The following is a 13000-nucleotide window of genomic DNA, read 5'->3' on the forward strand; positions in this document are numbered from 1 at the left end:
CTCAACAGACTTTAATCGGCGCGCTGGCTCAGCCAGGCGTGCAATTCAGGAAAATGGTCGATCGCCAGTCGCGGCTCGAACGCCTTGAGTGCCTCGATGGACTGAGCACCATAGCTCACAGCCACCGAGCCCATGCCAGCATTGCGCGCCATCTGCAGGTCGAATGAGGAATCCCCCACCATCAACGCCTGCGCAGGCGGCACCTCGCAATGGGCCAGTATCTGCTCGAGCATCAACGGGTGCGGCTTGCTGGCCGTCTCATCGGCGGCACGGGTGATATCGAAATAATCTTCCCAACCATGGGCCCTCAATACCCGATCCAGCCCTCGACGAGCCTTGCCGGTCGCGACTGCCAAGCGGTAACCCTCGCCCTTCAAGGTTTCAAGGGTATGAACCACGCCCTCGAACAACGGTGAAGGTTCGGCTTCCAGCGCAATGTAGTGATCGGCATAGTGCTGGCGAAAAACCACCAGCTCATCGTCGCCAATCCCGGGGTACAAACTGCGGATCGCTTCCGGCAATCCAAGGCCAATAATGCCTTTCACCGCAAAATCGTCGCACCGGGCAAACCCCGAACGATCCGAGGCGACATGCATCGACTCCACGATCCGACCGATGGAATTGGCAAGAGTGCCGTCCCAATCGAATATCAGCAATTTGTAGTCAGGATGCACTCAGCCGCTCCACGGTCTTGGCCCACATGTCATCCACCGGGGCCTGCAATTTCAACTCGCCGCCATCGGGCAGCGGCACGGTGAGCATATAGGCGTGAAGAAACAGGCGCTTGCCGCCCAGGTCGCGGATTTCCTTGGTGAAATCGTCATCGCCGTATTTGCTGTCACCGGCAATGCAGTGGCCAGCATGCAGGGTATGGACGCGGATCTGGTGCGTACGCCCCGTCACCGGCTTGGCCTCGATCAAGGTGGCGAAGTCGTCGAAGCGACGCAACACCTTGAACACCGTCAGCGCTTCCTTGCCCTCCTCGTTGACTTCGACCATGCGCTCGCCGGAACGCAGGTTGCTCTTGAGCAACGGCGCACGGACTTGCTTGATGGAAGTTTCCCAGCGGCCACGCACCAGTGCCATGTAGCGCTTGTCGACACCATCACCGCGCAATTGCTCGTGCAGGTGGCGCAACATGCTGCGTTTCTTGGCAATCATCAGCAGGCCGGAGGTGTCGCGGTCGAGGCGATGGACCAGTTCCAGCTCCTTGGCGTCCGGGCGCAATTGACGAAAGGCTTCGATCACGCCGAAATTCAGGCCGCTGCCGCCGTGAACAGCAATGCCCGCGGGCTTGTTGATCACGATCAGGGCCTTGTCTTCATAGACGATCGAGGCTTCGAGGCGTTGCAACAATCCCTGGGCCAGGGGGACCGGCTCATCGCGCTCGGGCACGCGAACCGGCGGTACACGCACGACGTCACCGGCCTGGAGCTTGTATTCGGGCTTGATCCGACCTTTGTTCACCCGCACTTCGCCTTTGCGCAAAATGCGGTAGATCAAGGTCTTGGGCACGCCTTTGAGCCGGGCCAGCAGGAAATTATCGATTCGTTGGCCGGCATATTCCGGCGAGACCTCGAGCAGTTGAACGCCAGGGGTCGAAGGGGCAGTAGTTGTCATGGCGGCGATCATAACAATTTTTTATGGAATTGAAGCACTTAATCATTGCTGCTATAGTCGCGAACGCCGCCAAAAGTGGCTGGACAGTGGACCAGCGGTCAAAAACCGGCCCTGACCAACGCAATTCACGAGGACGAGAGGCCGTCCTACGGGGCTTTCGCTACGTAACGGTAGAGTTTTCAGGTGTAACGAGCGCAGGTGACATGAGGCCTGAAATACGCCGCAAAGCAGAGTTTTGACTCGCCTTGCGCGCCACATTCACGGCCAGTTCACAAAGTGCAGTCAGCTGCGAACGACCCCGAGCGAGAGCTTCGGAAACAACGCCTAAATTAGCCATGATGCGTGACCTCCCCTTCCGGAGCTCACGGTAAATGCCAACCCGCTGCGGATTCTGCGCGCGGCAGCACCCGAATTATCAGGGATACGTGTAGGGTGGAGACGTACAACCGTCGGACTGTGTAGCACTAGGCTTATATTTAGACGCTTCATCTCGTCCACAGACGCCGGTTGATTCCTCCTCCTGACTGAGTGCTTGAGTACCAGCAAGCAGGACGCGTCCGTCGCGACTTCGCCATCATTGGGCCGAACTCGCTGGACACTGGAGTGGCCCTGCCATCTCCAGGACGCACCTGACACCGACCGTGAGAAGTCGTGTGTGCCGAACGCCGTTTCCGGCAGCCCGGAAACCGACGGTACTACATGAAAAGAATGCTGATTAACGCAACTCAACCCGAAGAGTTGCGTGTTGCACTGGTAGACGGCCAGCGCCTCTACGACCTGGATATCGAATCCGGTGCACGCGAGCAGAAGAAGGCCAACATCTATAAAGGCCGGATTACTCGCATCGAACCAAGCCTTGAGGCTGCCTTTGTCGATTTCGGCTCCGAGCGCCACGGCTTCCTGCCCCTCAAAGAAATCTCCCGCGAATACTTCAAGAAGGCCCCTGAAGGCCGCGTCAACATCAAGGACGTCCTGAGCGAAGGCCAGGAAGTCATCGTCCAGGTTGAAAAAGAAGAACGTGGCAACAAGGGCGCCGCCCTGACCACCTTCATCAGCCTGGCCGGCCGTTACCTGGTCCTGATGCCGAACAACCCGCGTGCCGGCGGTATCTCCCGCCGTATCGAAGGCGAAGAACGCAACGAACTGCGCGAAGCCCTCAACGGCCTGGTCGCACCTGCCGACATGGGCCTGATCGTGCGCACGGCCGGCCTGGGTCGCAGCAGCGAAGAAATGCAGTGGGACCTCGATTACCTGCTGCAACTGTGGACCGCCATCAAAGAAGCCTCGCTGGATCGCTCCGCGCCATTCCTGATCTACCAGGAAAGCAACGTGATCATCCGCGCTATCCGCGATTACCTGCGCCAGGACATCGGCGAAGTGCTGATCGACAGCGTCGAAGCCCAGGACGAAGCCCTGACCTTCATTCGCCAGGTGATGCCGCAGTACGCCAGCAAGATCAAGCTCTACGAAGACAGTGTTCCGCTGTTCAACCGTTTCCAGATCGAAAGCCAGATCGAGACCGCCTTCCAGCGCGTCGTCGAACTGCCGTCGGGCGGCTCCATCGTCATCGACCCGACCGAAGCCCTGGTGTCCATCGACATCAACTCGGCGCGCGCCACCAAAGGCAGCGACATCGAAGAAACCGCCCTGCAGACCAACCTTGAAGCGGCCGAGGAAATCGCCCGTCAGTTGCGCCTGCGCGACATCGGCGGCCTGATCGTCATCGACTTCATCGACATGACCCCGGCCAAGAACCAGCGCGCCGTGGAAGAAAAGGTCCGTGAATGCCTGGAAGCCGACCGCGCCCGCGTACAGGTCGGTCGCATCTCGCGCTTCGGTCTGTTGGAAATGTCCCGTCAGCGCCTGCGTCCGTCCCTGGGCGAAAGCAGCGGCATCGTTTGCCCGCGTTGCAACGGCACCGGCATCATCCGTGACGTCGAATCGCTGTCCCTGGCGATCCTGCGCCTGATCGAAGAAGAAGCCCTGAAAGACCGCACCGCCGAAGTGCGCGCCCAAGTGCCGATCCCGGTGGCCGCGTTCCTGCTCAACGAAAAACGCAACTCGATCACCAAGATCGAACTGCGTACCCGTGCCCGCATTGTCATCCTGCCGAACGATCACCTCGAGACGCCGCACTTCGAAGTGCAGCGCCTGCGCGATGACAGCCCGGAAGCCCACACCAACCAGTCCAGCTACGAAATCGCTGCTGCCGCTGCCGAAGTGGAAGAAGTCCAGCCGGCCGCCGCCACGCGCACGTTGGTTCGTCAGGAAGCCGCGGTCAAGACCGCACCGGCCCGCGCCAACGCTCCGGTTCCGACCGAAGTGGTTGCTCCGGTTGCCGCCCCGGCCGCTGCACCAGAGCCAAGCCTGTTCAAAGGCCTGGTGAAGTCACTGGTCAGCCTGTTCGCCACCAAGGAAGAGCCCGCTGCCCCGGCCGTCGTCGCCAAGCCTGCCGCTACCGAGCGCCCTGCCCGCAACGAAGAACGCCGTAACGGTCGCCAACAGACCCGCAACCGCAACGGTCGTCGCGACGAAGAACGCAAGCCTCGCGAAGAACGTGCACCGCGTGAAGAACGCGCGCCACGTGAGCCGCGTGAAGAGCGTCAGCCACGCGAAGTCCGTGAGGAAGCGCCAGCCGTAGCCCGCGAAGAGCGTGCACCGCGTCCGCCGCGTGAAGAACGTCAGCCGCGCGCACCGCGTGAAGATCGCAAGCCACGTGGCGAGCGTGAAGAACGTGTTCGCGAACTGCGCGAGCCACTGGATGCCGCCCCGGCTGCCGCCGCCGCCACCGCTGAAGAGCGTCCGGCCCGCCAGCCGCGTGAAGAACGTGCACCGCGTCCGCCACGTGAAGAGCGCCAGCCACGCGCCGAGCAGGCAGCCGCCGCTGCCAGCGAAGAGGAAGTGCTGAACACCGAAGAGCAGTTGCAGGAAGACGGCCAGGACACCGCCGAAGGCGATCGTCCACGCCGCCGCTCCCGTGGCCAGCGTCGTCGCAGCAACCGTCGTGAGCGTCAGCGCGACGCCAACGGCAACGTGATCGAAGGTTCGGAAGAGTCCGAGTCCACCGAAAACACTGAAGCGCCAAGCGCTGCCGACCTGGCCGCCGGCCTGGCCGTGACTGCGGCCGTTGCCAGCAGCGCGATCAGTGCCCCAGCCGAAGCCCAGGCTCACGAACAAGCCGAACGCGCCACCGATGCGGTGCAAAGCGCGCCGGTTGAAGCCCCTGCGATCGAAGCCACCACCCCGGTAGAGGCCACCGCCTCGCCAGAAGTGGAGCTCGCTCCGACCCATGAAGCCCAGGTTGCTGAAACTGAAGTGGTCGCCGAGCCTGCACCGGTTGTCGAGCAGCCAGTGGTAGCTGCTGAGCCGGCCTTCGAAGCACCGGCCGAGGAAAAGGCCCCAGAGCCTGTCCGCGAAGAGCAGACTGCGTTCAACTGGACTGCCGAACCGGCCGCACCGGCCCCCGTTGCCGAGCCTGAGCCGACACCAGAGCTCGTGAAGGCGGTCGAACCAGAAGTGGTCGAACCTGCTCCAGTGGTCGAAGCGCCCGTGGTTGCCGAAGCACCTGCCCAGGTTGAAGAGCCAGCACCTGCCAGCGCCCTGACCGCAAATGGCCGTGCACCGAACGATCCCCGTGAAGTGCGTCGTCGCAAGCGTGAAGCCGAGCGTCTGCAGAAGGAAGCCGAACAAGCCGCCGCTCAAGCACCTGCTGCCGAGCCAGCTCCAGCCGTGGAAGAAGTCGCCGAGGCAGCCCCTGCCCCGGTCGCCGAAACTCCGGTTGAACCGGCTCCGACGTTCGACGAACCTCAGCACGTCGCTGAAGAAATCGCTCCGCGTCACACTGAAGCCCTGGAAAAAGAGCACGAGCCTAAACCTCACGCCTGATTCCACCGCCCAGTAAAAAGCCCCGCCTGGTAACGCCAGGCGGGGCTTTTTTATGCCTTCATACTTATCCGCAGGGATTGGGACCAGGCACAAAACTTATGCCACTGAAGATCCAATGTGGGAGCGAGCTGGCTCGCGATGGCGCCGGGTCAGCTTGCATCAATGCTGAAGTCAGACCGCTTTCGCGAGCAAGCTCGCTCCCACAAGGGCCGGGACCAGGCACAAGTCTTATATCCGCTGAAGATCCAATATGGGAGATGGGGCCGGGCCCAAGACTGATGCCCACTGAAAATCCAATGTGGGAGCGAGCTTGCTCGCGATGGCACCGGGTCAGCTTGCATCAATGCTGAAGTCAGACCGCTTTCGCGAGCAAGCTCGCTCCCACAGGGTTCTGCGTCGCCTGTTATTTGAAGGCCAGTGCCTCTGGCACATCGACATCCCACGTCACGCCAGGGTCATCCACCGGCACTTCGACCACTTGCGCTGCGGCAAACAATATCCTGGCTCCCCGATCGCCGGTCAGCGCCATCAATTTCGGCGCTAACTCACGACCGAATCCCACTGGATGCCCGTACTCACCCGCCAGGACCGGCACGCTGATGCCGTCCGCACGAATCCCCGCCACCACCTGTTCGATGCTCGACGGCAGGATAAAGGGCATGTCGCCCAGCACCATCAGCCAGCCATCAAGATCCGGGCAGGCCTGGACGCCCGCGGCAATGCTGTCGCCCAGGCCCGGGGAGTCCAGCTCCACGATGTCGCATCCATAGGCCTGGGCCATGCGGACGACTTGTGGCCGGTCCTTGCTCGTCACCAGCACGCGCTTTTCCAGAAAGGCTGGCAGATTCACCAGCACCTGCTCGATCACCGAACGCACGGCACCGTCACGCCCAGTGCAATCGGCGAGCAATTTATCCTTGCCGGGGCCTGCAATCTGGCGGAAACGACTGCCCGCTCCAGCCGCCAGAATGATCACCCCAATCGACTCGTTCATACGCCCTCCTTGCCCACGGCTTACAGAGGCTTTTTCTGCCGCAGTTCCACGCCGTTCTTGATGGCCACGATCTCGGCCAGTAGCGACAAGGCGATTTCCGCCGGGGTGTGGCTACCGATGTGCAATCCGATCGGTCCATGCAAGCGTTCAATGGCCTCTGCTGACAAGCCTAGCTGAGCCAAGTTGTCCCGGCGTTTCTGGCTGTTGACCCGCGAACCCAGGGCGCCGACATAAAAAGCCTTGGAGTCCAGAGCCGTAAGCAGCGCCATGTCGTCCAGGCGAGGATCATGGGTCAGGGCCACAATGGCCGTGCGCTCGTCGGTCTGGATACTCAACACCGCTTCGTCGGGCATCCCCGAGACGAAGCGGCCATGCTGCTCTTCCCAACCATAGACAAACTCCTTGCGCGGATCGCAAATCAGCACTTCGAAGTCCAGCAACCGGGCCATTTCCGCCACGTAGCGCGACAGTTGCCCGGCGCCGATCAGCAACAGCCGCCAACGTGGGCCGTATATGGCCCGCAGCACCTGCCCATCGAACACCAGGGCGTCGGTCTTGCTGGCCGGGGTCAGGACCACGTTGCCGCTGGCGACTGTCAGCTCACGGGCGACAATCTCATGGGCTTCGCAACGTTCCAGCAACTGCGCGATCCACTGTGGATCGCCCACCCGCTCTTCCGTCAGGCGCAGGGTGCCGCCGCACGGCAGGCCGAAACGCGCCGCTTCTTCACGGGTGACGCCATAGGTGATCAGTTGCACCGGCGGAGCGTCCGCCGGAATACGGCCGTCATGCAGCCGGGCGATCAGGTCATCCTCGACACAACCACCCGACACCGAACCAATCACCACGCCATCTTCGCGCAAGGCCAACATCGCCCCCGGTGGCCTGGGCGCGGTGCCCCAGGTCTGGACCACGGTGAACAACACCACTCGTTGTCCGGCGCGACGCCACTCAAACACGCTGCGCAGGACGTTCAGATCAACGCTGTCCATCAGGCCTTCGCCTGCTGCCAGCCTTGCAACTGATAGCGTACAGGCAGGCTACGGATACGCTTGCCAGTGGCGGCGAAAATCGCGTTGCACAGCGCAGGCGCAATCGGCGGCACACCCGGCTCGCCGACACCGCCCAACGGCACCTCGCCCGGTGGCGTGACCAGATGCACGGCCACTTCCTTGGGCGCCAGGGACATGCGCGCCACTTCGTACATATGGAAATTGTCCTGCTGCACCTTGCCGTCCTTGAAACTGATTTCGCCCACCATCGCGTTGCCCAGGCCCATGACACAGGCGCCTTCGAATTGGGAGCGGATGCGCTCGGGGTTGATCTGCGGACCGCAATCCACGGCGATATCCGCCTTGTGCACGATCACCGTGCCATCGTCCTTGACCTCCACCTCGAGCACCGCCGCCACGTAGGTGACGAAACTGTAGTGCACCGCCAACCCCAGGCCACGGCCCTTGGGCAGTTCCCGGCCCCAACCGGCGGCCTTCGCAGCGGTTTCCAGCACCGTGCGAATGCGCGCCGTATCAATCGGATAACGCTCGGGGGATTCGCCGTAGTTCCATTCTTCGCTCAAGGTGCGCGGGTCGATCTTACGGTCCGGCCCCAGCAATTTGACCTGGTACTTCAAAGGATCCTGGCCGGCCTTGTGGGCCAATTCGTCGATGAAACTCTGGATCGCGAACCCGTGGGGAATGTTCGACACCGAGCGATACCAACCCACCCGGGCATGGGCCACCGCTTCGGGGTTTTCCAGGCGCAGGTTCGGGATGGCGTAAGCCATGTTGGTCACGCCCATGCCTATTTCGAACGGCGCCTCGTGGGTCATGCCCGGCGCAAACAATGCGGTGATGCTCGGGGCCACGGTGCGGTGCAACCAGCCGGACGGCATGCCGTCCTGGTTCAGGCCAGCCTTGAGGTATTCGGCCGAGACCGTGTGGAAATACGAGTGATGGATGTCGTCTTCACGGGTCCATTGCACCCGTATTGCCTGACCGGGAAACTCCTTGGCGAGCACGGCCGCTTCGACGACAAAGTCGGGTTTGGACTTGCGTCCGAAACCGCCGCCCAACAACGTGATGTTCACCGTGACCTTCTCGAAAGGAATGCCCAGGCGTTCAGCGACACGTTCACGGGTCACCTGGGGGGCCTGGCTCGGTGCCCAGGCCTCGCATTGGCCGTCCTTGAACCGGGCGACGGCAACCATCGGTTCCATCGGTGATTGGGACAGGTGCGGCAAGTAATACGACGCTTCCAACGTCGAATCAGCCTTGGCCAGCGCATCGTCGAGGTCGCCGCTGCTGCGCACCACTTTTCCGGGCTTGAGGGCTGCCGCTTCCAACTCCTTGCGATAGGCAATGGAGTCATAGCCGGCATTCGGGCCGTCATCCCACTGGATCTTCAGGGCTTCGCGGCCCTTGATGGCCGCCCAGGTGTTCTTCGCCACCACCGCCACGCCGCCCAACGGCTGGAATTCCGAGGGCAGCGGGCGCCCCTCGATCTGGACCACCTTGACCACGCCGGGTACCTTCAGCGCCGCGCTGCTGTCCACAAGCTTGACCTTGCCGCCATAGACCGGCGGACGCGCGATGACCGCATAGAGCATGCCCTCGAAATGCACATCGGCACCAAACACGGCACGACCATTGACGATGTCCGCGCCATCGATGGCCCGGCTCGCTTCCTTGCCGATGTAGCGGAACTCGGATGGCTGCTTGAGACGCAAGCTGTCACGGGCCGGCACCGGCAGGGCACTGGCGGCGGCGGCCAGTTCGCCATAGCCCAGTTCACGCCCCGACGGCTGGTGCAGCACTGTGTGCAGTTGCGCACGGCATTCACCCACCGGCACCTTCCACTGTGCGGCGGCGGCCAGTTCCAGCATGGTCCGGGCGGCGGCCCCGCAACGGCGCATCGGCTCGTACCAGTGACGCATGCTGCGCGAACCGTCGGTGTCCTGGTTGCCGAAACGCGCCTCATCGGCCGGCGCCTGTTGCACCTTGACGCGCGCCCAGTCGGCTTCCAGTTCATCGGCCACGACCATGCTCAGGCTGGTGCGCACGCCCTGGCCCATTTCCGAACGATTGCAGATCACGGTCACGCTGCCGTCGGCGGCAATGCTCACGTACACCTTCGGGTCATCGACCGCGCCATGGGGCATGCCCTCGGCACCGAATTTCTTTTCCTCGGCAAAGACATCCGGCAAGCCCCAAGTAGCCGCCAGCACCAACACACCGGTGGCACTCGCGCCTTTGAGAAAACCACGGCGGCTGAGGTTGCTCAGGACGAAATCATCGGGCAAGCGGCTCATGCCTTGGCCTCCTTCAGGTGGGTGGAAGCCTGTCGGATCGCGGTCTTGATCCGGTTATAAGTGCCGCAACGGCAGATGTTGCCAACCATGGCTTCTTCGATCTGCTCATCACTCGGATTAGGGTTGGTCTTGAGCAACGCCGTGGCGGACATGATCTGCCCGCCCTGGCAATAACCGCACTGGGCCACGGCTGTGTCGAGCCAGGCCTTCTGGACGATTTGCCCGACCGGATCGGCGTGAAGCGCGTCGATGGTGCTGACGTCCTGCCCTTTCACCGAGCCGATTGGCGTGATGCAACTGCGCGCCGGAGCGCCGTCGATGTGGATGGTGCAGGCGCCGCACAGGCCCATGCCGCAGCCGAATTTGGTGCCGTTGTAACCGGCCACATCCCGGATAGCCCACAGCAGCGGCATGTCCTCGGTCACATCCAGTTGATGGTCTTTTCCATTGAGTTTCAGGGTAATCATGGGCACGCCCGCATAGTGATCGAGTTATGGGGTCGAGCAATCTGCCGCTGGGTTGACGGTTCGGTTGTCGCAGACTGACTCAGGCTGGTCAGGCTCTCTTATGCCGGCGCACGCAGGCGTCTGCATCGGGCCTTTAGGATGCAATGTTCGCATCGTTAGCGAACTAAATTAACCCAGGAACAAGCAAAACGCCCTGCACAATCCTGCACAAATGCTCATATGCGTGATTGCGGCCGGGCGTTGTTCAACTGATCGCGAGCAAGCTTTGCTCCCACCGCGCTTAGTACCGATTAGGCTCCATTTCCAGCTCGACCTGGAAACGCTCGGCAATGTCTTTCTGGATGCGCTGGGCCAGGTCCAGAAGTTGCGGGCCCGTGGCGTTGCCGTAGTTGACCAGCACCAACGCCTGCAACGTGTGCACCCCGGCATCACCTTCGCGAAAGCCCTTCCAGCCGGCCCGTTCGATCAACCAGCCGGCGGCGATTTTCATCTGCCCTTCAGGCTGTGGATAAGCCACCAGGTCAGGGTATTGCAGTTTGAGGTGCGCTACGTGCGCGGCCGGCACCAGCGGGTTCTTGAAGAAGCTGCCGGCATTGCCCAGCACGGCCGGGTCCGGGAGTTTTTCGCTGCGAATGCTGCAAATGGCCCGGCTCACATCGGTGGGTGTCGCCTGCTCGATGCCCTGCTCGGTCAATCGCTGGCGAACCGGACCGTACTCCAGATGCAAGTGTGCGGCGCGGCTGAGGGCGAAGCGCACCCGCAGGATCAACCAGCGACCCGCTTGCTGTTTGAACAGGCTGTCGCGATAAGCGAACCGACAGTCTTCAAGGCTGAAATCGCGCAGCTCGCCGGTCTGGCGATCCAGAGCAGTGAGGCCGGCGAAGACGTCCTTGATCTCTACGCCGTAGGCACCAATGTTCTGCATCGGTGCCGCGCCTACGGTGCCGGGAATCAGGCTGAGGTTTTCCAGGCCCGACCAGCCTTGCGCTAGCGTGTGTTGGACGAAGGGATGCCAGGGTTCCCCGGCTTCGGCCTCGACCACCACCCGTTCGCCGTCATCGCTGAGCAGGCGAATACCGTGGCTGGCCATGCGCAGCACCAGCGCGTCGATGTCGCCGGTCAGCAGCAGGTTGCTCCCGCCGCCGATTACCAACAATGGCACGGCATGTTCGGTGGCATAAACCAACGCCTCGCGAACATCACCATCGCTGCGGGCTTCGGCGAACAACCGGGCAGTGACGTCCACACCGAAACTGTTGAAGGGCTTCAGGCTGACGCCCGCCCGTACCTGCAAGGTCATAACCGCCCCTTCAATTCGATCACCAGGCGATCCGTGGCCCGCTCGATCAGGTCCAGCACTTGCTCGAAACCCTGCTCGCCGTCGTAGTACGGGTCCGGCACATCGTCGAGTCCGGCTTCGTAGCGCCGCAGGAACAGGTCCAGCTCAGCCCTGCCATTGGCCGGTTGCAGGGCCTTGAGGTGGCGCAGATTGCTGCTGTCCATCGCCAGGATCAGGTCGTAGGCGGCAAAGTCGGCGCGCGTCACCTGTTGCGCGCGCTGGGCCGACAGGTCGTAGCCACGCTTCAGGGCCGCAGCCTGGCTGCGCTTGTCCGGCGCTTTGCCGACGTGCCAGTCACCCGTGCCGGCGGAAGCGACTTCCACCTGCCCGGCCAGCCCGGCCTCACGCAACTTGTGGCGCAGGATGCCTTCGGCGGTGGGCGAGCGGCAGATGTTGCCGAGGCAGACAAACAGGACCCGCATCAAGCCTCCAGCAGGCGACGAACGCGCTCGAGGTCTTCGGCGGTGTCGACACCGGTCGGCGGGGCGATCAGCGCATCGGCGACATGGATACGCACGCCATGCCACAGGGCCCGCAGTTGTTCCAGCGCTTCAGTGTTTTCCAGCCAGCACGGGCCCCAGGCGACGAAGTCCTGGAGGAAGCCGGCGCGGTAGGCATAGATGCCGATGTGGCGGCGATATGGCACGCCTTCTGGTATCACGTCACGGCTTTGGGCGAATGCGTCCCGCGCCCAGGGCAACGTGGCACGGCTGAAGGTCAACGCCAGGCCATTGAGGTCGCTGACCACCTTCACCACGTTGGGGTTGAACAAGGTCTGCACATCCTCGATCGGCTCGGCCAGGGTGGCCATGCGCGCCTCGGTGTGGGCCGCAAGGTTGGCGGCGACCTGGTCGATCACGCTCGGTGGGATCAACGGCTCGTCGCCTTGGACATTGACGACGATCGCGTCGGCGGCAAGACCGAGCTTGGCCGCGACCTCCGCCAGGCGATCGGTACCGGAATTATGGTCTTCGCGCGTCAGGATGACCTCGGCGCCAAAGCCTTTGCAGGCCTCGACGATACGCGCATCGTCTGTCGCCACCACCACGCGCTGGGCGCTGCTTTTGCAAGCCTGCTCCCAGACGTGCTGGATCATCGGCTTGCCAGCGATCGACAGCAACGGCTTGCCAGGCAGGCGCGTCGAGGCGAATCGCGACGGAATGACAACGGTAAAGGCGGAGGTCATTTATCCAGGCGCTCGTCGGTGGTCAGGGTGCGGGCTTCGCTTTCGAGCATCACCGGGATGCCGTCGCGAATCGGGTAGGCCAGGCCGGCGCCCTTGCTGATCAGTTCGGTCTTGTCGGCGCTGAGCTTGAGCGGGCCTTTGCAGACCGGGCAGGCGAGAATATCGAGCAGTTTGGTGTCCATGGAATTCCCCTGGGTGAAAG

11 protein-coding genes are annotated in these 13000 nt (G+C 62.6%); 1 reads left to right on the forward strand and 10 read right to left on the reverse strand.

Annotated elements, in window-relative coordinates; translation table 11 throughout:
• Window positions 1-11: 11 nt before the first annotated feature.
• The gene (locus tag ACMTA2_RS23850) at window positions 12-674 is read right to left on the reverse strand and encodes an HAD-IA family hydrolase (RefSeq protein ID WP_413792039.1); all 663 of its coding nucleotides are present in this window, start codon (window positions 672-674) and stop codon (window positions 12-14) included.
• Window positions 664-1620: a 23S rRNA pseudouridine(955/2504/2580) synthase RluC gene (gene rluC / locus ACMTA2_RS23855; RefSeq protein ID WP_413792040.1), complete on the reverse strand. Its 957-nt coding sequence runs from the start codon at window positions 1618-1620 to the stop codon at window positions 664-666. Before rluC ends, ACMTA2_RS23850 begins: the two co-directional genes overlap by 11 nt.
• 699 nt (window positions 1621-2319) lie before the next feature.
• Between rluC and rne the strand changes: the two genes are divergently transcribed.
• A complete protein-coding gene (rne, locus tag ACMTA2_RS23860) occupies window positions 2320-5505 on the forward strand; it encodes a ribonuclease E (RefSeq protein ID WP_413792041.1) in 3186 nt (1061 codons plus the stop codon).
• Between the two features lie 403 nt (window positions 5506-5908).
• Here the strand turns inward: rne and ACMTA2_RS23865 are convergent, their stop codons facing one another.
• The 8 genes from ACMTA2_RS23865 to ACMTA2_RS23900 form a co-directional block, all read right to left on the reverse strand.
• The gene (locus ACMTA2_RS23865; protein WP_413792042.1) at window positions 5909-6499 is read right to left on the reverse strand and encodes a nucleotidyltransferase family protein; all 591 of its coding nucleotides are present in this window, start codon (window positions 6497-6499) and stop codon (window positions 5909-5911) included.
• A 20-nt stretch (window positions 6500-6519) separates the two neighbouring features.
• Window positions 6520-7491, reverse strand: a complete 972-nt coding sequence (locus tag ACMTA2_RS23870; protein WP_413792043.1) for an XdhC family protein — start codon at window positions 7489-7491, stop codon at window positions 6520-6522.
• On the reverse strand, window positions 7491-9806 hold the full coding sequence (locus ACMTA2_RS23875) for a xanthine dehydrogenase family protein molybdopterin-binding subunit (RefSeq protein ID WP_413792044.1): 2316 nt from the start codon (window positions 9804-9806) through the stop codon (window positions 7491-7493). Before ACMTA2_RS23875 ends, ACMTA2_RS23870 begins: the two co-directional genes overlap by 1 nt.
• Window positions 9803-10273 carry a (2Fe-2S)-binding protein gene (locus ACMTA2_RS23880; protein WP_413792045.1) on the reverse strand — a complete coding sequence of 157 codons (471 nt, stop codon included), beginning with the start codon at window positions 10271-10273 and terminating at the stop codon, window positions 9803-9805. The genes ACMTA2_RS23875 and ACMTA2_RS23880 overlap by 4 nt, the downstream gene beginning before the upstream one ends.
• 280 nt (window positions 10274-10553) lie before the next feature.
• Window positions 10554-11573: a UDP-N-acetylmuramate dehydrogenase gene (gene murB, locus ACMTA2_RS23885; RefSeq protein ID WP_413792046.1), complete on the reverse strand. Its 1020-nt coding sequence runs from the start codon at window positions 11571-11573 to the stop codon at window positions 10554-10556.
• Window positions 11570-12034: a low molecular weight protein-tyrosine-phosphatase gene (locus ACMTA2_RS23890; RefSeq protein ID WP_413792047.1), complete on the reverse strand. Its 465-nt coding sequence runs from the start codon at window positions 12032-12034 to the stop codon at window positions 11570-11572. The genes murB and ACMTA2_RS23890 overlap by 4 nt, the downstream gene beginning before the upstream one ends.
• Window positions 12034-12798, reverse strand: coding sequence for a 3-deoxy-manno-octulosonate cytidylyltransferase (kdsB, locus tag ACMTA2_RS23895; RefSeq protein ID WP_413792048.1), 765 nt, complete (start codon window positions 12796-12798; stop codon window positions 12034-12036). The genes ACMTA2_RS23890 and kdsB overlap by 1 nt, the downstream gene beginning before the upstream one ends.
• Window positions 12795-12980 (reverse strand): Trm112 family protein, encoded by a 186-nt coding sequence (locus tag ACMTA2_RS23900; protein ID WP_003179363.1) that lies wholly within the window; start codon window positions 12978-12980, stop codon window positions 12795-12797. Before ACMTA2_RS23900 ends, kdsB begins: the two co-directional genes overlap by 4 nt.
• Window positions 12981-13000: the final 20 nt, after the last annotated feature.

The sequence above is a fragment of the Pseudomonas medicaginis genome (assembly GCF_965119365.1).
Taxonomy (GTDB): domain Bacteria; phylum Pseudomonadota; class Gammaproteobacteria; order Pseudomonadales; family Pseudomonadaceae; genus Aquipseudomonas.

Excerpts from the sequence above, each read along its gene's own strand:
- rluC (WP_413792040.1), bottom strand. The coding sequence starts at position 1,620 with ATGACAACTACTGCCCCTTCGACCCCTGGCGTTCAACTGCTCGAGGTC.
- rne (WP_413792041.1), top strand. The coding sequence starts at position 2,320 with ATGAAAAGAATGCTGATTAACGCAACTCAACCCGAAGAGTTGCGTGTT.
- ACMTA2_RS23865 (WP_413792042.1), bottom strand. The coding sequence starts at position 6,499 with ATGAACGAGTCGATTGGGGTGATCATTCTGGCGGCTGGAGCGGGCAGT.
- ACMTA2_RS23870 (WP_413792043.1), bottom strand. The coding sequence starts at position 7,491 with ATGGACAGCGTTGATCTGAACGTCCTGCGCAGCGTGTTTGAGTGGCGT.
- ACMTA2_RS23875 (WP_413792044.1), bottom strand. The coding sequence starts at position 9,806 with ATGAGCCGCTTGCCCGATGATTTCGTCCTGAGCAACCTCAGCCGCCGT.
- ACMTA2_RS23880 (WP_413792045.1), bottom strand. The coding sequence starts at position 10,273 with ATGATTACCCTGAAACTCAATGGAAAAGACCATCAACTGGATGTGACC.
- murB (WP_413792046.1), bottom strand. The coding sequence starts at position 11,573 with ATGACCTTGCAGGTACGGGCGGGCGTCAGCCTGAAGCCCTTCAACAGT.
- ACMTA2_RS23890 (WP_413792047.1), bottom strand. The coding sequence starts at position 12,034 with ATGCGGGTCCTGTTTGTCTGCCTCGGCAACATCTGCCGCTCGCCCACC.
- kdsB (WP_413792048.1), bottom strand. The coding sequence starts at position 12,798 with ATGACCTCCGCCTTTACCGTTGTCATTCCGTCGCGATTCGCCTCGACG.
- ACMTA2_RS23900 (WP_003179363.1), bottom strand. The coding sequence starts at position 12,980 with ATGGACACCAAACTGCTCGATATTCTCGCCTGCCCGGTCTGCAAAGGC.